Origin of the sequence: Paracoccus lichenicola, assembly GCF_009708075.1 — a bacterium.
Taxonomy (GTDB): Bacteria; Pseudomonadota; Alphaproteobacteria; order Rhodobacterales; family Rhodobacteraceae; genus Paracoccus; species Paracoccus lichenicola.
This window is the reverse complement of record NZ_WMBT01000001.1, coordinates 342,972-367,607: the sequence shown is the minus strand read 5'-3', so window position 1 is coordinate 367,607 and position 24,636 is coordinate 342,972. Positions and strand designations below refer to the sequence as shown.

Below are 24,636 nucleotides of genomic sequence, written 5' to 3'. Positions count from 1 at the left end.
CCATCGCCTTCGCCACGGCGTAACATATCTACCAGAACCGCCGGGCCTTTAAGGCCCGGCCAGCGCCCGCCCCGCCCTCGGCGGGCGCTTACACGCCCACCGGGTCAGGCGCTGGCCTCTCGTGGTTTCTTGCGGCACCGTCTTTGGTTGCACCCTCGCGTAGCGGGCGGGGGAAACGCAGTGCGTTTCCTGATCCCGCCCGGACTGGGCGATGCGATAAGGAAAAACAGAAAGCCGGGGACATTGCCCCGGCTTTCCGCTTGATCGTCCGTCGCCCTTACTGCTCCAGCGTGAACGCCGCGCTGTACTTGTCCACGTTGTCCGCCGTGATCAGCAGGCAGTCGAACAGCTGCTTTTCCGTCTCCACCCCAGTCGAGCCGTTCTTGATGAAGTTGTCGGCCTGGCGTACCGCTTCCTCGGCGAAGACGGCCACGGGCTGCAACACGGTGTATTGCATCTCGCCCGCCTTGACCGCCTCGACCGCATCGGGCGATCCGTCGAAGCCGCCGACCTTCACCTGCTCCAGCTTGCCGGCCTCCTTCAGGGCGGCGATCGCGCCCAAAGCCATCTCGTCGTTGCCCGAGATCACGCCGATGATGTCAGGATTGGCTTGCAGCAGCGACTGCATCTTCTGATAGCCCTGGGTGCGGTCCCAGTTGGCGACCTCCTGGCCCACCTTCACCAGGTCGGGATATTGGCTCAGCACGGTTTCAAACCCGTTGGATCGGGTCTGGGCGTTGTTGTCCGAGGGCGCGCCGAACAGCTCGACATAGTTGCCCGCATCGCCCACGGCCTCGACCCAGGCCTGCGCGCCAAGGGCCGCGCCTTGCGCGTTGTTCGACACCAACTGCGCCTTGGCGAGGCCTTCCTGGTTGATCTCGGCATTGACCAGGAAGACGGGGATCCCGGCGTCCACGGCCTTCTGCACCGCGCCAACCGAGCCATCGGCGTTCGCCGGATCCAGGATCAGCGCGACCGACTTGTTGGTGATCGCGGTATCGACCAGCGTGCTTTCGGTGTTGGTGTCGCCCCGGTGGGCGGCGACGTTGGCGGTATAGCCCAGCTCCTCGGCCGTGGCCTTGGCGACCTCGCCTTCCGTGAACCAGTATGGGTTCGCGGGGTCGTTGACGATGATGGTGATCAGCCCCTCGGCTGACGCCGCGCCTGCCATCATCGGCATGGCGACGGCGGCGGCAAGCAGCGCGCGGCGGGTCAGGTTCAGCATTTCTCTCTCCCTTTGGTAAAAACTGCCGCGATGTGGCAGGACGATCCGTCCGAAACCCCGGACGGGAAGGATGGGCTTGTCAGGTCTTGCGCCCGCCGCGCCCGTATTGGATCGAGTTCATCAGCACGGCCAGCACGATCACCGCGCCGGTGAAGACCGTCTGCCAGTAGGAACTGACGCCGATGATCACAAGGCCCGCCGACAGGAAGCCGATCACGAAGGCCCCCAGCATCGTGCCACGCACGCCCCCGCGCCCGCCGGTCAGCGCCGCGCCGCCGATCACCACCGCCGCGATGGCGGTCAGCTCATAGGTCGTCCCCGCCGTCGGCCCGGCGGATGTCAGTTGCGAGGCCAGCACCAGCCCCGCCACAGCCGCCAGCGCGCCCGACACCGTATAGACGGTGATCTTGACCAGCCGCGTCGGCACGCCCGACAGTTCCGCCGCCCGTTCGTTCCCGCCCGACGCATAAAGCCACCGCCCGAAGGCCGAGCGCGACAGCATCAGCCCCGCGAGGACCGCCACCACCGCCAGCACGATCACGCTGATGGGGATGCCCCACAGCCGGTTGAAGCCCAGCCAGTTGAAGCCGGTATTCCCCAGGGCCTCGGATCCGCGCAGGTTGTTGTAGGTCAGCCCGTTCGTCATCAGCAGCGCGACACCGCGGGCCACGTACATCACGCCCAAGGTGGCGACAAAAGGCGGCACCTTGAAGAAGGCGACCAGCACCCCGTTCAGCGCGCCCACAAGCGCCCCGATGGCGACCGTCAGCACCACCACCGCCCAGACCGGCGGATACAGGATCACCCCCGCCCAGGGCAGTTCCACCCCCTGCATCATCGCGCCCGCGCAGACCCCGCACAGCGCGAGGATGGATCCGACCGACAGGTCGATGCCGCCGTTCAGGATCACCAGCAGCATTCCCACCGACAGGATGCCGTAGATCGCCACCTGCGACGACATGATGAGGAAATTGCTGACGGTAAAGTAGTTCGGCGACAGGGCTGAGAAGACCGCGATGATGGCGATCAGCGCGAAGAAGGCGCGGCCTTCCAGCAGCAGGCGGCCCAAGCTGAAGCCGCCGGACTTGGGCGCGGGCGCGGTGGTGGTTGCGGACATCGGTTTTCCTCGCTCAACGGCCTATCAGGCGGCCACGGACTCGCCCGAGGCGGCCATGATCTTTTCCTTGGAAACGGTGCAATCGAATTCGGCCGAGATCCGGCCCTTGTGCATGACGATGATCCGATGGGCGACGGACAGGCATTCGCCGACCTCGGACGTGGAATAAAGGACGGCAAGGCCCTGGCGCGCGCCTTGGGCCAGCAGGCGGAAGACCTCGGCCTTGGCGCCGATGTCGATGCCGCGCGAGGGTTCGTCCAGCATGATGACGCGGGGTTTCGTAGCCAGCATCTTGCCGATCACGACCTTCTGCTGGTTGCCGCCCGACAGCGACCCGATAGGCGCGCCCCCGCCCGAGGTCTTGACGGTGACGCTGCGGATGCTGTCGTCGATCAGCGCCTTTTCCGCGCGGCTGCTGGTGAACAGCCCGCGCGTGAATCTGCGGATCGAGGCCAGCGACAGGTTCTGCCCCACGCTCATGGTCTGGACCAAGCCGTCGCGCTGCCGATCCTCGGGGACCAGGGCCAGCCCGCGCGCGATGCGTTCGGCGATGGACAGGTGGGATATTTCCTGACCTTCCAGCACGATCTCGCCGCCCGTGGCGCGCAGCCGCCCGGCGCAGGTTTCCAGCAGTTCGGTGCGCCCCGCGCCCATCAGGCCATAAATGCAGACGATTTCCCCGGCGCGCAGGTCCAGCGACAACCCGCGCACCAGATCCTTGCCGGTCGCGTCGGGCACCGACAGGTTGCGGATCGAAAGGGCCACGCCGCGCCTGTGGCTGTCGGGCGGGCTGCCCAGATCATAGTTCTCGCCCACCATGTTGCGCACGATCCAGTCCAGGTCGATGTCCGCGCGCGGGGCGTTAGCCGTCATGGTCCCGTCGCGCAGCACGACCGCGTGGTCGGTTATCGTCAGGGCTTCTTCCAGGTGGTGAGAGATATAGACGATGCTGACCCCGCGCGCGGTCAGGTCGCGGATGACCTTGAACAGCACCTCGACCTCGGACGCCGACAGCGCGCTGGTCGGTTCGTCCATGATCAGGATGCGGCTGTCCACGGACAGGGCACGGGCGATCTCAACGATCTGCTGCTGGCCCAGGCGCAGTTCCTCGACGGGGGTCAGGGGGTCGATCTCCTCCTCCAGCTCCTCCATCAGGGCGTGGACCTGGCGTTCCTCCTCGGCGAAGTCCACGCCCAGGGGGCCGCGCAATTCACGGCCCATGAAGATGTTGTCGCGCACCGACAGGTTGGGGGTGAGGGACAGTTCCTGGTGGATGATGGAAATGCCGCGGTCGCGCGCCTCGTTGGCGTTGGCGAAGACGACAGGCCTGCCGTCCAGGATGATCTGGCCGGCGGTGGGCCGGATCACGCCCGACAGGATCTTCATCAGCGTGGACTTGCCCGCGCCGTTTTCCCCGAACAGGGTCGTGACCTGCCCGCGATGGATGTCGAAGTTCACGCCCTTGAGCGCATGGACGTTGCCGTATGACTTGGCGACGTTGCGCGCGGCCAGAACGACTTCGCGCGCGTCGGGATTGCCTTGGGTCTGGCGGGTCATTGGACCGCGACCTCGACCGGGGTGATCATCCAGTTCTTGGGGTTGATCAGCCGGAAGGCGCCGGTGACGGTCAGGGTCTTGCCGGTCAGGCTGGCGGTGTCGATCCCGTCCAGGACGGCGGCCTTCATGGCGCGGTTGATCCCCGATCCGGCGTCCTGGTATTCGATCTGGTTCCTGAAATCGCCAAAGGCGATGTCGCCCGGCGCGTCGCGCAGGTCGGTGCCGTTGATCGCCGGGCCGGTCTGGACACGCACAGTGATGTCCTCGGGCACGCCGGGGACCGTCAGCGGATAGACGCCCGAGCGGGGTTCCCCCGCCACGCCGGTCAGCGTCACGAACATGATCGCACCGGTGGACGACGGGATGCCGTATCGCTTTGCCGCAGCGTCCTTGTCGGCCAGCACGGCGGGGGCGAGGGTGGCGACATCCACGGCCTTTTCCTTGACAAAGGCCTGGATGCGCGGGAATTCCGTTTGGCCGTAGGCATCAGGGGAAAAGGCCTGGACGCGGACATCGGCCTCGGATCCGATGGGGACCACGGTGGTATCCAGCGCGATGGCGCCCAGCAGCAACACGACACCCGCCGCGCCGATCAGCAGCCCGCGCCGCGAGGGGGCAGGGGCCTTGGGGGCGGACAGGCCCGGATCGGAATGTGCCATGCGTCGATTTCCCCCCTTCGTCGCGTCGTCCCCAGCCTGCGATCCTTGGGCCGGACAGGCAGGGCGCCTCCTCAAGCATTCCCCGCCTTGCCGATCACCGTATCTGAAATTAATTTCGGTGTCTGCAAAAAAATGCATTCACGATGCTTGTCCTTTCGTGTATGGAATCCGGACGGGGCGTGGTCCTGCGATGGACCCGCGCAGGAGGATTTGGAATGACCGCCGACCCATTCGGCCTGTTGTGCAGGGGCCTTGTCCATGCCGGGCCGTGACATCCTGATCGGCATCGACGCGGGCACCTCGGTCATCAAGGCGGTGGCCTTCGATCTGGCAGGGCGGCAGGTCGCGGCGGCGTCGGTGCCCAACCGTTACCACACGGGGGCGGACGGATCGGCCACGCAACCGCTGGCGCAGACCTGGGACGATTGCGCCGCCGCCCTGCGCGGGCTTGGCGCCAAGGTGGACGGACTGGCCGCGCGCACGGCGGCGCTGGCGGTGACGGCGCAGGGCGACGGGACGTGGCTGGTGGGCCGCGATGGCCCGGTTGGGGACGCCTGGCTGTGGCTGGACGCCCGCGCCGCGCCGACCGTGGCGCGGCTGGCGGGCGGTCCTGCGAACCGCATAAGGTTCGAGGCGACGGGCACGGGTCTCAACACCTGCCAGCAGGGCGCGCAGATGGCCCACATGGACGCCCATACGGATCTGCTGGACCGGGCCGAGGTCGCGCTGCATTGCAAGGACTGGCTTTACCTGAACCTGACCGGCATCCGCGCGACCGATCCGTCCGAGGCCAGCTTCACCTTCGGCAACTTCCGCACCCGCCAATACGACAACGCGGTGATCGCGGCGCTTGGCCTGACGCATCGCCGGTCGCTGCTGCCCCCGATCATCGACGGGTCGCAGGTCACGCATCCGCTGACCGCTGACGCCGCGCGCCAGACCGGGCTGCTGGCGGGAACGCCGGTATCCTTGGGCTATGTGGACATGGTGATGACGGCGCTTGGCGCGGGCGTTTATGGCGGGGCAGAGGGCGACGTGGCCTGTTCCACGGTGGGCTCCACCGGCGTTCACCTGCGCGCCGTCCGCGCGGAAAATGTGCATCTGAACGCCGAGGGCACCGGCTATGTCATCTGCCTGCCCATCCCCGGCATCGTCACGCAGGTGCAGACCAACATGGCGGCGACGCTGAACCTGGACTGGGTGCTGGGCCTGGCGGCGGGGATCCTGTCCGACATGGGCCATGCCGCGACGCACCGCGACTTGGTCGCCCATATCGAAGGCTGGCTGGCGCGGTCACGCCCCGGTCAGATCGTCTATCACCCCTACATCTCGGACGCGGGCGAACGCGGGCCGTTCGTCAACGCCGACGCCCGTGCGGGCTTTGTCGGCCTGTCGGCGGGCCACCGCTATCCCGATCTGATCCGCGCCGTGGCCGAGGGCCTGGGCATGGCCATGCGCGACTGCTATGCCGCCATGGGACCGCTGCCCGCCGAGCTGCGCCTGACCGGCGGCGCGGCCCGGTCGCGCGGGTTGCGCGCCATCCTGTCGGCCAGCCTCAACGCCCCCGTCCGCGTGTCCGACCGGGATGAGGCCGGCGCGGCGGGCGCCGCCATGATGGCCGCCGTCGCCATCGGCGCATACCCCGACATGGAATCCTGCATCGCCGAATGGGTGACGCCGCTGCTGGGGGAACCCGAAGCCACCGACCCCGCTCTGGTCGCGGCCTATGACACGTTGTTCCCCGCCTTCACCGCTTCGCGCCGGGCCTTGCCGCCCGCCTGGGACGCGCTTGCCGCGGCCCGTTCCCTGAAAGGACACCGACATGACCCCTGAACCCGACATGATCGACCTGTTCGTCATCGGCGGCGGCATCAACGGCGCGGGCGTGGCCCGCGACGCGGCGGGCCGGGGCCTCAAGGTCGTCTTGTGCGAAAAGGACGACCTCGCGCAGGGCACCTCGTCCCGGTCGGGCAAGCTGGTCCACGGGGGGCTGCGTTACCTCGAATACTACGAATTCCGCCTGGTCCGCGAGGCGCTGATCGAGCGCGAGGTGCTGCTGCGCGCCGCCCCGCACATCATCTGGCCGATGCGCTTCGTCCTGCCGCACAGCCCGCAGGACCGCCCAGCCTGGCTGGTCCGGCTGGGCCTGTTCCTGTATGACCACTTGGGGGGCCGCAAGACCCTGCCCGGCACCCGCACGCTGGACCTGCGCCGCGACCCCGAGGGCGCGCCGCTGCTGGACCAGTACCACAAGGGGTTCGAATACAGCGATTGCTGGGTGGACGACGCGCGCCTTGTGGTGCTGAACGCCGTGGGCGCGGCGGAAAAGGGCGCGACCGTCCTGACCCGCACCGCCTGCGCCTCCGCGCGCCGCGAAAACGGCGCCTGGACCGTCCAGACCCGCAGCATCGCGACGGGCGAGACGCGCGTCTTCCGCGCCCGCTGCGTGGTCAATTGCGCGGGGCCATGGGTGTCGGACGTCATCAACAACGTCACCGGCGCCAATTCCGCGCGCAAGGTCCGCCTGGTCAAGGGCAGCCACATCATCGTGCCGAAATGGTGGTCGGGCCAACAGGCCTATCTGGTCCAGAACCACGACAAGCGGGTGATCTTCATCAACCCCTACGAAGGCGATCTGGCGCTGATCGGCACCACCGACATCCCCTGGGACGACCGGGCCGAGGACGTGGCGATCTCGGATGCCGAGGTCGATTACCTGCTGGCCGCCGTGAACCGGTACTTCAAGGAAAAGCTGCGGCCCTCGGACGTGCTGCACAGCTATTCCGGGGTGCGCCCGCTGTTCGACGACGGGCAGGGCAACCCGTCCGCCGTGACGCGCGATTACGTCTTCGACCTGGACGCGACGGGGGGCGCGCCGCTGCTCAATGTCTTCGGCGGCAAGATCACCACCTTCCGCGAACTGGCCGAACGCGGGATGCGCAAGCTGCGCGGCGTCTTTCCGCAAATGGGCGGCGACTGGACGGACGAGGCCCCCCTGCCGGGCGGGGAAATCGCCAATGCCGATTTCGAATCCTTCCTGAACCTTTTGCGCGAACTGCACCCCTGGATGCCGCGCCCGCTGGTCGTCCACTATGCCCGCCTCTATGGCGCGCGAACCAAGGACGTGGTGGCCGGTGCGATGAACATGGCCGGCCTTGGCCGCCACTTCGGCGGCACGCTCTATGAAGCCGAGGCCCGCTATCTGGTCGCGCGCGAATGGGCGCAAACGCCCGAGGACATCCTGATGCGGCGCACCAAGCATTACCTGCACCTGACGCCCGCCGAACAGCGGGCCTTCGCGGACTGGTTCACCCGCTCCGACCTGGCGCAGGCCGCGTGACCGCCATGGCCCTGACGCTGTCGCTGAACACCAACCCGCTGGTCAACCGCTTCGCAGACCCTGACGACCTGATCGACACCGTGGCGCGCGATCTGCGCATCCGCGACCTGCAACTGACGCACGAGTTCATCAACCCGTCCTGGCCCGCCCCGGTGATCCGCCGCCTGACCCGCCAGATGGGCGCGGCGCTGGACCGCACCGGCGTCCGCGTGACCAGCGGCATGACCGGGCCTTACGGGCGGCTGAACCACTTCGGCCACCCCGACCGCGACGTGCGGCGATACTATATCGATTGGTTCAAGACCTTCGCCGACATCATCGGCGATCTGGGCGGCACGGCGGTCGGCACGCAATTCGCGATCTTCACCTATCAGGATTACGACGACCCCGCGCGGCGCGAATCGCTGATCCAGACCGCCATCGACTGTTGGGCCGAGGTCGCGGACCATGCCAAAGCAGCGGGGCTGAAATATGTCTTTTGGGAACCCATGAGCGTGGGCCGCGAGTTCGGCGAAACCATCGACGCCTGCATGGAATTGCAGGACCGGCTGACGGCGGCGGGCATGGCGATGCCGATGTGGATGATGGCCGACATCGACCACGGCGACGTGACAAGCCCCAATCCCGACGACACCGACCCCTATGCCTGGGCGCGCGCGGTGCCCAAGGTGTCGCCCATCATCCACATCAAGCAGTCGATGATGGACAAGTCGGGCCACCGCCCCTTCACCGCCGAATACAACGCCAAGGGCCGGGTGCAGCCCGAACCCTTGCTGGCCGCCCTGGCCGAAGGCGGCGCGGTGGACAACGAGATCTGCCTGGAACTGTCCTTCAAGGAGCGAGAGCCGAACGACCGCCAGGTGATCGCGCAGATCGCCGAAAGCGTGGCCTTCTGGGCGCCGCATATCGACAGCGGCGCCGGGGACTTGCGCGTCTGATGGTCCCGCCCTTCGCCTTTGCCACGGCCACCGAGATCCTGTTCGGCAGGGGGCAGGCGGGTGCTGCTGCGGCGCGAGTGGCGGATTTGGGGCGACGGGTGCTGCTAGTCTACGGCCGCGACGCCAGGCGGGCGGATTGGCTGGCCGATGCGCTGACAGGTTCGGTGACGCGCTTCGCCGTGCCGCGAGAGCCTGACGTTGACCTGATTACGGACGGCATCGCGGCAGCGGCGGGGGCCGAGGTCGTGGTGGCGCTTGGCGGCGGCGCGGTGATCGACGCAGGAAAAGCCATCGCCGCATTGGTCCCCGCGACCCGCCCCATGCTGGACCACCTGGAGGTCGTGGGGCAGGGCCTGCCCCTGGACCATCCGCCCTTGCCCTTCGTCGCCATCCCCACCACGGCGGGCACCGGGGCCGAGGTCACGCGTAACGCCGTCATCGGCGTGCCTGACCACCGCCGCAAGGTCAGCCTGCGCGACGCCCGGATGCTGCCGCGCCTGGCCATCGTCGATCCCGCGCTGACGGACGGCTGCCCGCGCGCGGTGACGCTGGCCTCGGGCCTGGACGCCATCACGCAGGTGATCGAGCCTTATGTCTGCACCCGCGCCAATCCCCTGACCGATGCGCTGTGCCGCGACGCGATCCCGCGCGGCTTGGCGGCGATCCGGCGGTTGATGGAGGCCGAGAACGCCGACGCCCGCGACGACATGGCCTGGGTGTCCCTCTGCGGCGGCCTGGCGCTTGCCAATGCGGGCCTTGGCGCGGTCCATGGCCTTGCCGGGCCGCTGGGCGGGCTGACCGGCGTGCCGCATGGGGCGATCTGCGGGGCGCTGCTGCCGCACGTGCTTTTGGCAAACTGTCGCGCCGCCACCGACCCCGCCACCACCCGACGCCTCGACCAGATCGCCCGCTGGATCGGCGCGGCCTTCGACACCCCCCACGCCTCGATGGCCGAGGCCGCGCGTGCCCTGGCCGACTGGTCCCACCGCGCGGGCCTGCCCGCCCTGTCGGCCTTGGGCATCGGACCCGAGGCGCAGGAGGCAGCAGCGGCCGCCGCTGCATCCTCATCCTCGATGAAAGCCAACCCCGCCGCCCTGACCGCCAGCGACCTGCGGCGCATCATGGAGGACGCGGGCTGATGGCGCGGCGCGGCGGGATCGACCCCGAGGAAAGCCTGGCGATCCGCGCGGCCTGGCTGCATTACGCGGGCGGCATGACCCAGGCGGCGGTGGCGAAACGGCTGGGCGTGACCGGCGTCAAGGCGCACCGGCTGATCGCGCGGGCCGTGGCGGACGGCGTGGTCAAGGTCAGCATCGACGGCGCCATCGTCGAATGCGCGGTGCTCGAGGACCGGCTGTGCGGGCGCTACGGCCTGGCCTTCTGCGAGGTCGCCCCCGACCTGGGCGAGGACGGCATCCCCTTCCGCGCCCTGGGCCTGGCCGGGGCCAGCTTCCTGCGACGCGAGATCGAGCGCGGCCAACACAAGGTCATCGGCCTGGGCCATGGCCGGACGCTCGCGGCGGCGGTCCGGGAACTGCCGCGCTTCGACGCGAACGGCACGCGCTTCGTGTCGCTGCTGGGCGGGCTGACGCGCAACTATTCGGCCAACCGCCATGACGTGATGCACCGGCTGGCCGAAAAGACCGGCGCGCAGGCCTATGTGCTGCCGGTGCCGTTCTTCGCCAACTCCGAGTCGGACCGCGCGGTCCTGCTGGCGCAACCCGGCGTGCGCGACATCTTCGACCTGGCCAACGGCGCGGGGCTGAAATTCGTGGGCATGGGCACGGTCGATCCCGGCGCGCAACTGGTCGCATCCGGCATGATCGAGCCGCGCGAGATCGACGAGATCCGCGAAGCTGGCGGCGTGGGCGAGATGATGGGCCATTTCTTCGACGCCCAAGGCCGGGTGCTGGACACGACCCTGACCGCGCGCACCCTGTCGGCATCGCTGGACGAGCCGGGCGACAGCCGCGTGGTGGTGATCGCGGGCGGGGCCGACAAGGTCGAGGCGATCCGCGCGGCGTTGCGCAGCGGGCGGTTGCGTGGGCTGATCACGGATGAGGCGACGGCGGAGGCGCTGGCGTGATGAAAGGTGCGTGTGAACACGCACCCTACGAAGTCGATCACACCGTAGGGTGCGTGCTTGCACGCACCGCCATGCTCACCGCCCGACCAACGCCTTCGCCCGCGCCACGATGGCCTCTTTCGTGATCCCGAACTCCTGATACAGCCGCTCGATGGGGGCGGAGGCGCCAAACCCCGTCATGCCGATCACGTCGTCCTCGGATGCGACATAGCGCGTCCAGCCGAACTTGCCCGCGGCCTCGACCGCGATGCGCGGCGCGTCGCCCAGGGTCGCGCGGCGATAGTCCTCGGGCTGCGCCTCGAACAGCTCCCAAGAGGGCATCGACACCACCGCCACCGACATCCCCTCGGCGTGCAAGGCCTCTGCCGCCTGGACAGCCAGTGCCACCTCGGTCCCCGTCCCGATCAGGGTCACGTCGCGGCCGTCCCCGAACTGGCGGATCACATAGGCGCCCTTGGCGGTCAGGTTCTCGTCGCCCGCTTCCAGCCGCAACTGCGGCACGTCCTGGCGCGACAAGGCCAGCAGCGACGGCACATGGCGGTTGCGGATGGCGATGTCCCAGGCTTCCAGCGTTTCCACCGTGTCGGCGGGGCGCAGCACCGTCAGGTTCGGGATGGCGCGCAGGGACGCCAGATGCTCGATCGGCTGATGGGTGGGACCGTCCTCGCCCAACCCGATGCTGTCATGGGTCATGACGAAGATCGTGCCGACCCCCATCAGCGCAGACAGGCGGATGGCGTTGCGGGCATAGTCCGAAAACACCAGGAACGTCCCCCCATAGGAGATGAAGCCGCCATGCAGGTTGATGCCGTTCATCGCCGCCGCCATGCCGAATTCACGCACGCCATAGCCGATGTAACGGCCCGGCGCAGCCCGCGTGTACTGGCTGTCTACGGCCTTGACGCGGGTCAGGTTGGAACCCGTCAGGTCGGCCGATCCGCCGATCATCTCGGGCAGCACGGCGGTCAGCGGTTCCAGCGCCATCTGGCTGGCCTTGCGGGTCGCGGCCTTTTTCGGCTCGGCGAACAGCGCGTCGCGGGCGGCCTTCAGCGCGTCCTCGTAGGCCTCGGGCAGGGTGCCGGTCAGGCGGCGCTGGAATTCCGCGCGCACGTCGGCGCTGCGGTCCTTGAGGCGCGCTTCCCAGGCCTCGCGGTCGGCGGCGCCGCGCGTGCCGATCTTGCGCCATTCGGCCAGCAGCTCCTCGGGGATGACGAAGGGGTCGTGCGGCCAGCCGATGGCCTCGCGGGTCAGCGCGGCCTCATCCTTGCCCAAGGGCGAGCCATGGACCGAATACGTCCCCGCCTTGTTGGGCGAGCCGAACCCGATCACCGTCTTCATCGCGATCAGCGATGGCTTGCCCGTTTCCGCCTTTGCCGCTGCAATCGCGGCATCCAGCGCCTTGCCGTCATGGCCGTCGCATTGCTGGACATGCCAGCCGCAGGCCTGGAATCGGGCCGGAATATCCTCGGAAAAGCTGATCGAGGTCGGGCCGTCGATGGTGATGTCGTTGTCGTCATACAGCACGATCAGCTTGCCCAGGCCCAGATGGCCCGCAAGGCTGATGGCTTCCTGTCCGATGCCTTCCTGCAGGCAGCCGTCGCCGGTAAAGACATAGGTGTGATGATCGACCAGATCGTCGCCGAATTCCGCTGCCAGCCGCCGTTCCGCCAGCGCCATGCCGACGGCGGTGGCCAAGCCCTGGCCCAGCGGGCCGGTGGTGGTTTCCACGCCCTTGGCATGGCCGTATTCCGGGTGGCCCGCCGTGATGGACCCCCACTGGCGGAAGGCCCGGATCTGCTCCAGCGTCATGTCCTCGTAGCCCGTCAGGTGCAGCAGGCTGTAGAGCAGCATGGACGCATGGCCGTTCGACAGAACGAAGCGATCTCGGTCCGGCCAGTTGGGGTTTTTCGCGTCGAATTTCAGGTGGTTGCGGAACAGCACGGTCGCCGCATCCGCCATGCCCATGGGCGCGCCGGGGTGGCCCGAATTGGCCGCGTTCACCGCGTCGATGGACAGCGCGCGGATGCAGTTGGCCAGCGCGAAGTTCTGCGGGTCCAGTCCGGCTTTGGCAGCGATCTTGGGGTCTTTGGGCGAATCGAGCGGCATGTGGTCCTCCGGCGGGTTTGGGGGTGCATAGCGCGGCGTGGTGCGGATCACAACGATAATCACAAAACGCCGTCACAATGTCACAAGAATGATGTTGCGATTTCCGCAGGCGGTGTTACAAACCGGCGCAACCGAGGAGGACCAGGTGAAGCGCGAGGAACGCAGGCAGGCGATCATGGACCTTCTGGTGGGCGCGCGCGCCGTGGACCTGGACGACCTGGCCGACCGTTTCGCCGTGTCGCGCATGACCATCCACCGCGACCTTGACGACCTGGAACAGGCGGGCCTGCTGCGCAAGGTGCGCGGCGGCGCCACCATCGAGGCGGGAACGCAGTTCGAAAGCGACTTCCGCATCCGCGCCTTGCAGGACAGCGATGCCAAGGCCCGCATGGCCCGCGCCGCGCTGGAGCTGGTCGAACCGGGCATGACCGTGATGGTCAACGACGGGTCCATGGCCGCGCTGCTGGGCGCGAGCCTGACCGACAAGGCGCCGGTGACCGTCATCACCAACAACGCCGCCGTGATTGATCGCCTGAAGGACGCGCCCCGCGTGACGCTGATCGCCCTTGGCGGCACCTACAGCGCCAAGTTCAACGGCTTCTTCGGCGTCGTGACCGAGGATGCGCTGTCCCGCCTGCGCGCCGACCTGGCCTTCATCTCGACCCCCGCCGTGGCGGGCTTGCGGGCCTTCCACATGGACGACGCGGCGGTCCGGGCCAAGCGCGCCATGATGGCCGCCGCCGACCGGGCCGTGCTGCTGGTCAACCATTCGCGCTTCGGCCGGTCGGCGCTGCACGCGCTGGCGGATCTGACCGACTTCGACGCCATCATCACCGACGCCGCCCCGGCCCCCGAGGATCGCGCCGCGATCGACAGGGCCGGGCTGCGGCTGACCATCGCAAGGGACTGAGCGCATGAGCGATTTCTGGATCGGCACAAGCTGGAAGATGAACAAGACGCTGGCCGAGGCGCGCGTCTTTGCCGAAGGCTTGGCCGCGGCGGATGCCGACCGCGACCCCCGCATCCAGCGGTTCGTGATCCCGCCCTTCACCGCCGTGCGGCAGGTCAAGGACTGGCTGTCTGGCACATCCGTCAAGGTCGGGGCGCAGAACATGCACTGGGCGGACGAGGGGGCGTGGACGGGCGAGGTGTCACCGGTGATGCTGCGCGACTGCAACCTGGATATCGTGGAACTGGGTCATTCCGAACGCCGCGAGCATTTCGGCGAAACCGACGAGACGGTGGGCCTGAAAACCGAGGCCGCCGTCCGCCACGGGTTGATCCCGCTGATCTGCATCGGCGAGACGCTGGCCGAGCGAGAGGCGGGCCGCGCCCAGGACGTTCTGGAAACGCAGGTGCGCGGCGCGCTGTCGCGGCTGTCTGCCGACCAGAAGAACGCCGAAATCCTGCTGGCCTATGAACCCGTCTGGGCCATCGGCGTCAACGGGATCCCCGCAACCTCGGACTATGCCGATGCGCGCCAGGCCGAGATCGTCGCGGTCGCGCAGAACATCCTGGGGCGCAGGGTGCCCTGCCTTTACGGCGGCTCGGTCAATCCGGGCAATTGCCAGGAGCTGATCCAATGCCCGCATATCGACGGGCTGTTCATCGGCCGCTCCGCCTGGGACGTGGACGGCTATCTCGACATCCTGGCACGCTGCGCAAACAAGATTTGAATGTGATGCTATGAAATACCGCGCAATTTCGGTAAAGGCATTCCTTCTGCTTCTTGCGGCAGCGGCTCCTGATATTTCTGTTTCGGATACTCTCAAATGGCGCAGTCTTGACTTGTCCTATGATCTTTCGGACGGCATCAACCGGATCAGGCTGGAACGTTCGGGCGAATTTTTGAAGATAATCGAGATTTTTGACAGACCGTGCTATTCCCCCAACCAAACGGCTAGAACTGTTAAAACCTTGAGACGGGATGACATAAGGGCTTTGGAGCGGAAGAGTCTCCTTGGAGAAGCCGGCTTGTTTGTAAGGCTTCGGCAAAATGAGGAAGCAGTTGAGGAAATAACCGACTGCGCCGGAAATTTCTATCGAAGCAGCATATCTCACCAAGTTCTTATACTGACCAGCCCTCGCGAGGAAACGGCAGTGAGAATTTATGAATTCATTGAAAAATTCAAGGATGATGCGGATACCGAAAGTCATACCGCGATCTAAGAAGCGGTTAATCAAAGGAAATTTGATAATTGAACGACAACAACAACGGTGTGATAAGGAGAGAAGCAATGAAACTGGCAATCGCAGGCGACAGCGCAGGCGAGGGTCTGGCCAAGATCCTGGCCGATCACCTCAAGGACAAGCACCAGGTGTCCGAAATCAGCCGCACCGACGAAGGGCCGGATGCCTTCTACGCGAACCTCTCGGACCGGGTGGCAAGCCAGGTCAAGGACGGCACCTATGACCGCGCCATCCTGGTCTGCGGCACCGGCATCGGCGTCTGCATCGCGGCCAACAAGGTGCCCGGGATCCGCGCCGCGCTGACCCACGACACCTATTCCGCCGAACGCGCCGCCCTGTCGAACGACGCGCACATCATCACCATGGGCGCCCGCGTGATCGGCCCGGAACTGGCCAAGGCCATCGCCGACAAGTGGCTGGCCGAGACGGAAAACTTCGACAAGGCCGGGAAATCGGCGGGCAACGTGAACGCCATCGACGCGGTCGATGCGAAATACAACAAGGCCTGACATGCTGAAACTGCCGAACGACGGCCCACCTGTGGGCCGCCTGCTATCGCAGGTGCTGACCGGAGACGGCCCCGCCGCCATCGTCCATGCGATCGCGCGGGCGCAGCCCCCGCTGATGGAACGCCTGGGCGCGGGACGCCTGCACGGCGACCCGACCGAGATCGTGGGCGTCAACGACTCGGGCGACCGCCAGAAGGCGCTGGACGTGGGCGCGCATCACCACATGATCGCGGTGCTGCGGGATGCGGGCGTCCGCCAGGTGCTGTCCGAGGAAGCCGAGGCGGTCATTCCGCTGAACCCCGACGGCGAATGGGACGTGGCGATGGACCCCATCGACGGATCGGGCAGCATCGGCATCGGCGCGCCCCTGGGGATGCTGTTTTCCATCCTGCCCGCCGCGCCTGAAGGTTTCCTGCGCACGGGCGAAGCCGTGGTAGCCGCGGGCTATGCATCTTTCGGTCACTCGATGGATTTCGGCTGGTCCCTGGGCGACGGCACCCACATCGCCGGCTGGGACGCCGAGGCGGGCGAGTTCCGCATGGTGCGCGAGAACGTCACGCTGAAGCCAACCGCATCCACCATCGCCTATAACGCGTCGAACGAACGCCACTGGGCGCCGGGCCTGCAAGCCTGGGTCGCGGACCTGCGCGCGGGCAAGGACGGGCCGCGCGGGCGCGACTTCAACATGCGCTGGCTCGCCGCCGCCGTGGGCGAGCTGCACCGCATCCTGCTGAACGGCGGCGCGTTCCTGTATCCCGCCGACCGCCGCCCCGGCTATGAAAACGGGCGGCTGCGGCTGGTCTATGAATCCATGCCCATCGCCTTCCTGGTCGAACAGGCGGGCGGGTTGGCGTCCGACGGGACGCAACCCATCCGTTACCGCAAACCGTTTGCGCTACACGACATGACGCCCCTGATATTCGGCGCTAAGGACGAGGTCGAGACGATCCTCGGCTATCTGGCCGAACCCACCGAAGGATAACGACATGCCCATGATTACCTTGCGCCAGCTTCTCGACCACGCGGCCGAGAACGGCTACGCGGTTCCCGCCTTCAACATCAACAACATGGAGCAGGGCCTGGCGATCATGACCGCGGCGCAGGCGACCCGGTCGCCGGTGATCCTGCAAGCCAGCCGGGGCGCGCGGGCCTATGCCAACGACCTGGTGCTGGCAGGCCTGATCCAGGGCTTCGCCCGCGCCTTCCCCGACATCCCGCTGTGCATGCACCTGGACCACGGCAACGGCCTTGCGACCTGCGCCACCGCCATCCAGAACGGCTTTACCAGCGTGATGATGGACGGCAGCCTCAAGGCCGACGGCAAGACGCCCGCCGACTATGCCTATAACCGCGACATCACCGCCAAGGTGGTCGAGATGGCCCACGCCTGCGGCGTCTCGGTCGAGGGCGAGCTGGGCGTGCTGGGCAGCCTGGAAACCGGCATGGGCGACCAAGAGGACGGCCACGGCGCGACCGAGCAACTGGGCCACGACCAGCTTCTGACCGACCCGGACGAGGCCGTGCGCTTCGTCAACGACACGGGCGTGGACGCGCTGGCCATCGCCATGGGCACCTCGCACGGCGCCTACAAGTTCTCGCGCAAGCCCGACGGCGACATCCTGGCGATGCACGTGATCGAGGAAATCCACACCCGCCTGCCCAACACCCACCTGGTGATGCACGGGTCGTCGTCCGTCCCCGAGGATTTGCAGCAGATCATCAACAGCCATGGCGGCGACATCAAGCCGACCTGGGGCGTCCCGGTCGAGGAAATCCAGCGCGGCATCAGGCACGGCGTCCGCAAGGTCAACATCGACACCGACAACCGCCTGGCCATGACAGCCGCCATCCGCAAGGTCTTTGCCGAGGAACCCTCCGAGTTCGACCCGCGCAAGTACCTGAAGCCCGCGATGCAGATGATGTCGCAGGTCTGCAAGGACCGGTTCGAGGCGTTCGGGACGGCGGGCAACGCGGACAGGATCGTGCCGCTGCCGTTGTCGGTGATGGCTGGGCGGTATTGATCTGGCGGGGATGGAGGGAAGGGGCCTCGCCGGCTGGCGGGGCCTTTTTGTAAACAAATATAATTCAGTACCAGGGGTCGCTGTGCAGGAGAAAGCTGCCGTTCGCAGTTGCCTAGACGAAAAGGTTCCAAATTTTTCGAACATTTCTTGGTGAGGTAGTATATTTTTGCTTACTTGTCCTTGCAATGGGAAAAAGAACGCCTACCTCATCCAGTGCCCCGGGGCATCGGACCCGGATGACCAGTGTTAAGGCCCGCAAGCGCTACCCGCGCCCAGGGGCACCGGGTGGTCGTGATTTCGGTCATGGCCCATCCTTCGCACATCGTGGTTGCAATATACCACGCCAGGTTTTGTCGTACCGGAGGGCACCTCGGTGTCTGTTGATGGGAGCTAGGTTCAATAGCCCGGGCATTTGACGAACGGAGTCGCTATGCCCGGGTTTTACCTGCCTTCCGAAAACGAGTTTGATCCATCAACTGATGATTTTGTGTTACCCGCTATATCGAAAGAGCGGAGGTACAAGCATTTCGATCTGCCCCTAGTTAACCGGGAGTTGGTATTTGACTTTTCGCACGAAGACGAACCACATAGATTCTTGCCGCTGCTCGGATTCACTGACGTCGCCAGAAAGTATGTCATCAACGAAACTGGAAGCCGTGAGATAAAGGTGAAGGAGCGACCGATCCGCTTCGCCGGTCACGAGGATGCGGCATACCTGCAAGCCTACGCCGGTCACCTCAACGGGTTCTACGAGCAGGCACTTGCCCAAGACGGTATCTCTGGATCCGTGCTGGCCTATCGTCGGGGCGGCGGCACCAACATTCACCATGCAAAGGCGCTGTTTGATGAGATCAGGTCTCGGGGTGACTGTACCGTCTTTGCGATGGACATTTCTGGCTTCTTTGACTGCCTCGATCACACGATGCTCCGCGACGAGGTGGCTGGTCTGCTGGGTGTGACGCGGCTGAAGGGGCATCATGCGACCGTGTGGAGGAACGTGACCCGTTACTCCTGGGTCGAGACAGATGATCTAGATAAGCTGCTGGGACGACAGCGTATCAGGCATGGGCGGGTATGCTCACCCGCAGACTTTGTGAGTCATGTTCGGGGTAGGAAGGATGGCCTTATTCGGAAGCATGACCAGACGTTCGGCATCCCGCAGGGCACCCCCGTATCCGGCCTGTATGCTAACATCTATCTCCGCACCTTTGACCGAGAGATGATCGCTTGGTGCGCTAGGCTGGACGGCTCCTACAGAAGATATTCGGATGACATTGCGGTTATTCTGCCTTTGGGCGCAAAAGTGCATCATGTCGTTCCAGTAGTCGAGAAGATGCTTTCAGACTTCTGCCTTGCTATGTCCGTGGACAAGACGGACACTGCTGACTTCAAGGATGGGCTATTGGTGTCGGCTACACCAATCCAATACTTAGGCTTTACCTTCGACGGGCACCAAACACAGATCCGGGCCTCTTCACTCGATGCCTACCGGGGTAAAATGCGCCGGGGAATTCATGCCAAGATGATCGCTGCGAAGAGAAAGAACGTGCCGTCGTTCGAGGTATTTAAGCGTGAGAGCCTTGCGCGATACACCCATTTGGGCAAGCGGCGTAACTTTTTGCGGTATGCCTACAAGGCAGCTGATGTCATGGGTTGCCCGGAGATTAGGCAGCAGGTTAGTCGTCATGTTACTTGGTTTAATCGCGCTTGGGAGCGCGAAGCCGTCCGCGTGTTTGGAGGGCTCGTCACGACGCCATAAGAGCCGAACATTGTGCAATAGTCCTATGCTGTCAGATCAGGAACTGTGGCACCCCACCCCTGAAACTTCCCGCCCCCCTCCGCCGTTGTCCCCCCGACACCCCGAGAGGAGCCTCCCCATGCCCACCGAACCCAAACCCAGCCGCGGCATGCCACGCTCGCTGCTGTATGCCCTGATCCCCGCCGGATTCCTGATCATGGTGGCCTTCATGGTGTTGTCGGGGCGCGACACCTCGGAAACCGCGGCCGAGGCTGCGGCCGAGGCGACGGACACCGTGCCCCTGCCGATCGAAGGCGCGGCGGGCCAGCCTGCGCCCGAAGCCGCCCCGACGGACGGCGCGGCCGAACCGGCGAACTGAACCGGCGGCAAGGCCGCTTGACGCCGCCGCCCGCATCGGCCATGGCCCACCCATGCTGCGCATCGACGACATCTCCTATTCCATCCAGGGCCGCCCCTTGTTCGAGGGGGCGTCCGCCACCATTCCCGAAGGCCACAAGGTGGGCCTTGTCGGCCCGAACGGCGCGGGCAAGACCACGCTGTTCCGCCTGATCCGGGGCGAACTGGCCCTCGACGGGGGCGAGATCAGCCTGCCGTCCCGCGCCCGCATCGGCGGCGTCGCGCAGGAATCGGCGGCGACTGCGACCTCGGTCCTCGATACCGTGCTGGCCGCCGACACGGAACGCGCGGCCCTGCTGGCGGAAAGCCACACCGCCACCGACGCGCACCGCATCGCCGACATCCAGACCCGGCTGACGGATATCGACGCCTGGTCGGCCGAGGCGCGGGCGGCCTCGATCCTCGACGGGTTGGGCTTCTCGACGGCGGACCAGGCGCGGCCGACAGCCGATTTCTCCGGCGGCTGGCGGATGCGGGTGGCGCTGGCGGGGGTGCTGTTCGCGCAGCCCGACCTGCTACTGCTGGATGAGCCGACCAACTATCTGGATCTGGAAGGCGCGCTGTGGCTGGAAACCTATCTGGCGCGCTATCCGCATACGGTCATCATCATCAGCCACGACCGTGACCTGCTGAACCGCGCCGTGGGCCATATCCTGCATCTGGAAGCGCGCAAGCTGACGCTCTACACCGGCGGCTATGACGATTTCGCGCGGATGCGGGCCGAACGCCGCGCCCTGCAAGCCGCCGAGGCGAAGAAGCAGCAGGCCCGGCGCGACCATCTGCAGGGCTTCGTGGACCGCTTCGGCGCCAAGGCTTCCAAGGCCCGCCAGGCCCAGGCCCGCGTCAAGATGCTGGCCAGGATGGAGCCGATCACCGCGCCCGAGGAGGCCAGGCTGTTCCGCTTCGGCTTTCCGCAGCCCGAGGAACTGTCCCCGCCCATCGTCGCGATGGAGGGAACCAGCGTGGGTTACGATGGACGCCCGGTCCTGCGCAAGCTGGCGCTGCGCATCGACCAGGACGACCGCATTGCGCTCTTGGGCCGGAACGGGCAGGGGAAATCGACGCTGTCCAAGCTGCTGGCCGAACGCCTGCCGCCGATGGAGGGAAAGCTGACCCGGTCCGGCAAGCTGCGCATCGGCTATTTCGCGCAGCATCAGGTGGACGAACTGCATCTGGACGAAACGCCGCTGGATCACATCCGCAGCCTGCGCCCGAACGAGGGGCAGGCCAGACAGCGCGCCCGCCTGGCCGGTTTCGGGCTGATGGAGGCGCAGGCCGAAACGAAGGTGGGCCAGCTTTCGGGCGGGCAAAAGGCGCGGCTGTCGCTGCTGATCGCGACCATCGACGCGCCGCACCTGCTGATCCTGGACGAGCCGACCAACCACCTGGACATCGAATCCCGCGAGGCCCTGACCGAGGCGCTGAACGACTACACCGGCGCCGTGGTGCTGGTCAGCCACGACATGCACCTGCTGGGCCTGGTTGCGGACCGGCTGTGGCTGGTGCGTGACGGCGCGGTCGCGCCCTATGACGGCGACCTGGACGATTACCGCCGCTTCCTGCTGGGCGGGGACGAACCCAAACGGGTTGACGAGACGCCGAAACCCGCCCCCAAGCGCGCGCCCCGCGACGCCGTGCTTTCCCTGCGCGCCGAGGTCCGCCGGGCCGAGGAGCGCGTGCAGAAGCTGGCCGAGATGCTGGAAAAGCTGGACGTGAAGCTGGCCGATCCTGCCTTGTACAACGATCCGCACGAGGCGAAACGCTGGACCGCCAAGCGGGCCGAGGCCGTGCAGGCCATGGCGCGGGCCGAGGGTATCTGGATGGCCGCGCTGGAAAATCTGGAAGGGGCCGAGCGGGCATAGCTGTTGCCCAAATGCGCCGCCCGGCCGATGATGACGGCAGGACGGCGCGTCATGCCTTGTGCGGATCTGCGATTCGACCCTAGGAAGCCTTTACATCCCGCCGACCCTCCCTGAAGGATCCGACCATGAAACACATGCTGGCCTTGGCCGTTCTTGCCGCATCCGCTGCCACGGGTGCCCATGCGCAGGAATTCGGCTTTGCAGGCCGCGAATTTTCGGTCGATCTGGGGGTCGGCGTGGATGTCGGTCCCGATTATCCGGGATCCGACGATGCAAAGGCCGGCCCCTGGCTGATCTGGCGCAATGCCGGTTTCACGCAGCCCGGCAGCGACTTGCGCGAAGGCTTTGCCATTTCCCCGTCCTTCGGCACGGTGGGCGAACGCGAGGCGTCGGACAACGACGATCTGTCGGGCATGGACGACATCGACGCCGCCTATGAACTGGGGCTGCGGGTCAGCTATGGCACCGGCCCGCTGACGGCCTTCGGTTCGGTCCGCAAGGGTTTCGAGGGACATGAGGGGCTGACCGGAGAGGTCGGCGCCAAATACCGCACCGACCTGTCGGACCGCTTGTCGCTGTGGTCGGGCCTGTCGCTGGGCTATGGCGACGGCGATTACAACGACACCTATTTCGGCGTGAACGCGGACGAGGCCATTCCCGGCCGTCCCGCCTACGACATCGGCGGCGGCTTCAACAAGGCGGCGATCACCTTCGAGGCGCGCTATGCCGTGACCGACACCATCGCCCTGCTGGGCGAGGTCGAATACGGCAAGCTGATCGGCGACGCGGCGGATTCGCCCGTCGTCCAGGATGAATACCAGCCGTCGCTGAAGCTTGGCATCGTGCGGAAGTTCTCGTTCGGGTTCTGAACGGACGGCCCGGTCTGGCTTGTCCATGCCGCCCGACCCGAAAACCGGACTGACGCGATGCAGGGCCTGTGGCCGCACCGGGCGCCTTCTTGCAAGGCGACGGGTCTGCTAGGACAAGTCCTCGATGATGTAGTCGTCCCAGTCATCCTCGCTGATCTCGATCTCGCTCACGGTCCAGCCGCGGACGCTGGCGCCGGCGCGGTGGACGGTTTCGCGGTCGCCCGAGATCAGGTGGTGCCACTTGTACAAGGGCCGCCCCTCGTGGCGCAGGCGATAGGCGCAGGTGGCGGGCAGCCACCAGGCGATCTCGGCCAGCTTCTTCGGCGTCAGGACGACGCAGTCGGGGACAAAGTCGTGGCGGTTGGCATAGCTGCTGCACTGGCATTTCTCGCCGTCCAGCAGCCTGCAGGCGACCCGGGTGAAGGCCAGCTCGTTCGTGTCCTCGTATTCGATCTTGTTCAGGCAGCACTTGCCGCAGCCGTCGCACAGCGCCTCCCATTCGTCGGGCTGCAACCGGGGCAGGGGCAGTTCCCAGAACCGGTCGCGCATCACGCGCCCGCCAGGACGGCGCGGGCCTGGTCCGCATCCGCGGCGATCTGGTCGATCAGCACCTGGACGCTGTCGAACTTCGCCTCGTCGCGCAGGAACTCGACAAGGCCGACCGACAGGTGCTGGCCATACAGGTCGCCGCTGAAGTCGAACAGGTGAACCTCGAGGTTGGGCGCGTTGCGGCCGAACATCGGGCGCACGCCCAGGCTGGCCACGCCCTGGCAGGACAGCCTGTCCGGCCCGGTCAGCACCTCCACGACCACCGCATAGACGCCGAGGCGCGGCAGGTGCAGGTCGTCCATGCGCATGTTGGCGGTGGGCCAGCCGAATTCGCGGCCGCGCTTGTTGCCGTGGATCACCTCGCCCTCGATCCGGTGCAGGTGGCCCAGCATCCGTTCCGCGTCGCGGGGCCGCCCCTCGGCCAGGGCGCGGCGGATAGCGGTGGAACTGTAGTCCTCGCCACCGGTCCCCACCAGCGGCACCGCCGTCACCCCGAAGCCGAGCGATCGGCCCAGATCGCGCAGGGTGGCGACATTGCCCGCCCGGTCCTTGCCGAAGACGAAATCCGCGCCGACCGTGACATGGCTGACGCCAAGCCCGGCCACCAGCACGTCGCGGGCGAAGGCCTCGGGCGAAAGGCCGGCCAGGACGGCGCCGAAGGGCAGTTCGTAAAGATGTTCCACGCCTAGCCGGGCCAGTCGGTTGGCGCGGGATTCGGAATTCATCAGGCGGAAGGGCGGGGCATCGGGGGCGAAGACCTGGCGGGGATGCGGCTCGAAGGTAACGATGCCCAGGGGGGCACCCGCTTGCCGCGCGGCCTCGATCACGGCGCGGTGGCCCAGGTGGATGCCGTCGAAATTGCCCATGGCGACGGAAGCGCCGCGGGCGCTTGCCGGAAGTCCTGTCCAGTCGCGGTGGATCTGCAAAGGGTGCCCCCAATGGGGCGCTGGCGCCCCGTCAGTCGAACTTGCGGCTTGGCGCCAGAACGACCGCCTCGCCTTTCAGGACGACCGTATCACCCACGAGGCAGCGGGTTGCAAGCGTGACCCTCCGTTTCGCGTGGTCGATGGTTTCCACCGTCACTTCCGCGCGCACGGTGTCGCCGGGGCGGACGGGCGCCATGAATTTCAGCGTCTGGCCCAGATAGACGGTCCCGTGGCCCGGCAACTGTTCCCCGATCACGGCCGAGATCAGCCCCGCCGTCAGCATCCCGTGGGCGATGCGCCCCTCGAAGATCGTGTCTCGGGCATAGGCGTCGTCCAGATGCACCGGGTTGCGATCGGTCGAGACCTCGGCGAACAGTTCGATGTCGCGGTCGGTCACCTGCTTTTGCAGGTGGCGGGTCATCCCGACCTCCAGATCCTCGATGACGATGGTGCCGCGGGGGAAGTTGTCCAACATGCTGCGTTCCATGGGGGGGCCAAATGCGGGCTATGATGCTGCATAGCAGCGA

The 24,636-nt window shown here is 66.6% G+C and carries 24 protein-coding genes; 15 read left to right on the top strand and 9 right to left on the bottom strand.

Annotation, left to right across the window (positions count from 1 at the left end; translation table 11 throughout):
- Positions 1 to 277 precede the first annotated feature (277 nt).
- The 5 genes from GIY56_RS01815 to GIY56_RS18320 all read right to left on the bottom strand — a co-directional run bounded on the left by GIY56_RS01815 (position 278) and on the right by GIY56_RS18320 (position 4,818).
- Positions 278 to 1,225 (bottom strand): D-ribose ABC transporter substrate-binding protein, encoded by a 948-nt coding sequence (locus GIY56_RS01815; protein ID WP_154763096.1) that lies wholly within the window; start codon positions 1,223 to 1,225, stop codon positions 278 to 280.
- 79 nt (positions 1,226 to 1,304) lie between these two features.
- Positions 1,305 to 2,342 (bottom strand): ABC transporter permease, encoded by a 1,038-nt coding sequence (locus GIY56_RS01810; protein WP_154763095.1) that lies wholly within the window; start codon positions 2,340 to 2,342, stop codon positions 1,305 to 1,307.
- Between the two features lie 24 nt (positions 2,343 to 2,366).
- Complete coding sequence (locus GIY56_RS01805; RefSeq protein ID WP_154763094.1) at positions 2,367 to 3,899, bottom strand: sugar ABC transporter ATP-binding protein; 1,533 nt, start codon at positions 3,897 to 3,899, stop codon at positions 2,367 to 2,369.
- Positions 3,896 to 4,558, bottom strand: coding sequence for a DUF2291 family protein (locus tag GIY56_RS01800; protein ID WP_154763093.1), 663 nt, complete (start codon positions 4,556 to 4,558; stop codon positions 3,896 to 3,898). The genes GIY56_RS01805 and GIY56_RS01800 overlap by 4 nt, the downstream gene beginning before the upstream one ends.
- A 71-nt stretch (positions 4,559 to 4,629) precedes the next feature.
- Positions 4,630 to 4,818, bottom strand: a complete 189-nt coding sequence (locus GIY56_RS18320) for a hypothetical protein (protein WP_196053514.1) — start codon at positions 4,816 to 4,818, stop codon at positions 4,630 to 4,632.
- Here GIY56_RS18320 and GIY56_RS01795 point away from each other — a divergent pair.
- From GIY56_RS01795 to GIY56_RS01775, 5 genes are read left to right on the top strand one after another with little or no spacing between them, the layout of a single operon-like run.
- Positions 4,817 to 6,391 carry an FGGY-family carbohydrate kinase gene (locus GIY56_RS01795; RefSeq protein ID WP_154763092.1) on the top strand — a complete coding sequence of 525 codons (1,575 nt, stop codon included), beginning with the start codon at positions 4,817 to 4,819 and terminating at the stop codon, positions 6,389 to 6,391. The two genes, GIY56_RS18320 and GIY56_RS01795, sit on opposite strands and share 2 nt — an antisense overlap.
- Entirely contained in the window at positions 6,381 to 7,898 is a 1,518-nt protein-coding gene (locus tag GIY56_RS01790) for a glycerol-3-phosphate dehydrogenase (RefSeq protein ID WP_154763091.1), read from the top strand. Before GIY56_RS01795 ends, GIY56_RS01790 begins: the two co-directional genes overlap by 11 nt.
- A gap of 5 nt (positions 7,899 to 7,903) precedes the next feature.
- Positions 7,904 to 8,836, top strand: coding sequence for a sugar phosphate isomerase/epimerase family protein (locus GIY56_RS01785; RefSeq protein ID WP_154763411.1), 933 nt, complete (start codon positions 7,904 to 7,906; stop codon positions 8,834 to 8,836).
- Positions 8,836 to 9,975 (top strand): iron-containing alcohol dehydrogenase, encoded by a 1,140-nt coding sequence (locus GIY56_RS01780; protein ID WP_154763090.1) that lies wholly within the window; start codon positions 8,836 to 8,838, stop codon positions 9,973 to 9,975. Before GIY56_RS01785 ends, GIY56_RS01780 begins: the two co-directional genes overlap by 1 nt.
- The gene (locus GIY56_RS01775; RefSeq protein ID WP_154763089.1) at positions 9,975 to 10,922 is read left to right on the top strand and encodes a sugar-binding transcriptional regulator; all 948 of its coding nucleotides are present in this window, start codon (positions 9,975 to 9,977) and stop codon (positions 10,920 to 10,922) included. Before GIY56_RS01780 ends, GIY56_RS01775 begins: the two co-directional genes overlap by 1 nt.
- A gap of 75 nt (positions 10,923 to 10,997) precedes the next feature.
- Here the strand turns inward: GIY56_RS01775 and tkt are convergent, their stop codons facing one another.
- The gene (gene tkt / locus GIY56_RS01770) at positions 10,998 to 13,028 is read right to left on the bottom strand and encodes a transketolase (RefSeq protein ID WP_154763088.1); all 2,031 of its coding nucleotides are present in this window, start codon (positions 13,026 to 13,028) and stop codon (positions 10,998 to 11,000) included.
- 88 nt (positions 13,029 to 13,116) lie between these two features.
- Here tkt and GIY56_RS01765 point away from each other — a divergent pair, with 88 nt between their 5' ends.
- From GIY56_RS01765 to GIY56_RS01720, 10 genes are all read left to right on the top strand, one after another.
- Entirely contained in the window at positions 13,117 to 13,938 is an 822-nt protein-coding gene (locus tag GIY56_RS01765; protein WP_230312219.1) for a DeoR/GlpR family DNA-binding transcription regulator, read from the top strand.
- A gap of 4 nt (positions 13,939 to 13,942) precedes the next feature.
- On the top strand, positions 13,943 to 14,704 hold the full coding sequence (locus tag GIY56_RS01760; protein WP_154763087.1) for a triose-phosphate isomerase: 762 nt from the start codon (positions 13,943 to 13,945) through the stop codon (positions 14,702 to 14,704).
- A gap of 10 nt (positions 14,705 to 14,714) precedes the next feature.
- On the top strand, positions 14,715 to 15,197 hold the full coding sequence (locus GIY56_RS01755; protein WP_154763086.1) for a hypothetical protein: 483 nt from the start codon (positions 14,715 to 14,717) through the stop codon (positions 15,195 to 15,197).
- Between the two features lie 68 nt (positions 15,198 to 15,265).
- Entirely contained in the window at positions 15,266 to 15,727 is a 462-nt protein-coding gene (derI, locus tag GIY56_RS01750) for a D-erythrulose-4-phosphate isomerase (protein ID WP_154763085.1), read from the top strand.
- A gap of 1 nt (position 15,728) precedes the next feature.
- Entirely contained in the window at positions 15,729 to 16,709 is a 981-nt protein-coding gene (locus tag GIY56_RS01745) for a class 1 fructose-bisphosphatase (RefSeq protein WP_154763084.1), read from the top strand.
- 4 nt (positions 16,710 to 16,713) lie between these two features.
- On the top strand, positions 16,714 to 17,748 hold the full coding sequence (fba, locus tag GIY56_RS01740; protein ID WP_154763083.1) for a class II fructose-bisphosphate aldolase: 1,035 nt from the start codon (positions 16,714 to 16,716) through the stop codon (positions 17,746 to 17,748).
- 430 nt (positions 17,749 to 18,178) lie between these two features.
- Positions 18,179 to 19,507: an antiviral reverse transcriptase Drt2 gene (gene drt2 / locus GIY56_RS01735; protein ID WP_154763082.1), complete on the top strand. Its 1,329-nt coding sequence runs from the start codon at positions 18,179 to 18,181 to the stop codon at positions 19,505 to 19,507.
- Between the two features lie 148 nt (positions 19,508 to 19,655).
- Positions 19,656 to 19,865, top strand: coding sequence for a hypothetical protein (locus GIY56_RS01730; RefSeq protein ID WP_154763081.1), 210 nt, complete (start codon positions 19,656 to 19,658; stop codon positions 19,863 to 19,865).
- A 52-nt stretch (positions 19,866 to 19,917) separates the two neighbouring features.
- Positions 19,918 to 21,765, top strand: coding sequence for an ABC-F family ATP-binding cassette domain-containing protein (locus tag GIY56_RS01725; RefSeq protein WP_154763080.1), 1,848 nt, complete (start codon positions 19,918 to 19,920; stop codon positions 21,763 to 21,765).
- Between the two features lie 125 nt (positions 21,766 to 21,890).
- Positions 21,891 to 22,634 (top strand): MipA/OmpV family protein, encoded by a 744-nt coding sequence (locus tag GIY56_RS01720; protein ID WP_154763079.1) that lies wholly within the window; start codon positions 21,891 to 21,893, stop codon positions 22,632 to 22,634.
- A 108-nt stretch (positions 22,635 to 22,742) separates the two neighbouring features.
- Here GIY56_RS01720 and GIY56_RS01715 read toward each other — a convergent pair whose 3' ends face one another.
- Genes GIY56_RS01715 through GIY56_RS01705 form a run of 3 tightly spaced genes read right to left on the bottom strand, consistent with a single transcriptional unit; the run spans position 22,743 to position 24,584 of the window.
- On the bottom strand, positions 22,743 to 23,183 hold the full coding sequence (locus GIY56_RS01715) for a YcgN family cysteine cluster protein (RefSeq protein WP_154763078.1): 441 nt from the start codon (positions 23,181 to 23,183) through the stop codon (positions 22,743 to 22,745).
- Positions 23,183 to 24,109 (bottom strand): bifunctional riboflavin kinase/FAD synthetase, encoded by a 927-nt coding sequence (locus GIY56_RS01710; protein WP_154763077.1) that lies wholly within the window; start codon positions 24,107 to 24,109, stop codon positions 23,183 to 23,185. Before GIY56_RS01710 ends, GIY56_RS01715 begins: the two co-directional genes overlap by 1 nt.
- Positions 24,110 to 24,140: 31 nt before the next feature.
- Positions 24,141 to 24,584: a MaoC family dehydratase gene (locus GIY56_RS01705; protein ID WP_154763076.1), complete on the bottom strand. Its 444-nt coding sequence runs from the start codon at positions 24,582 to 24,584 to the stop codon at positions 24,141 to 24,143.
- Positions 24,585 to 24,636: the final 52 nt, after the last annotated feature.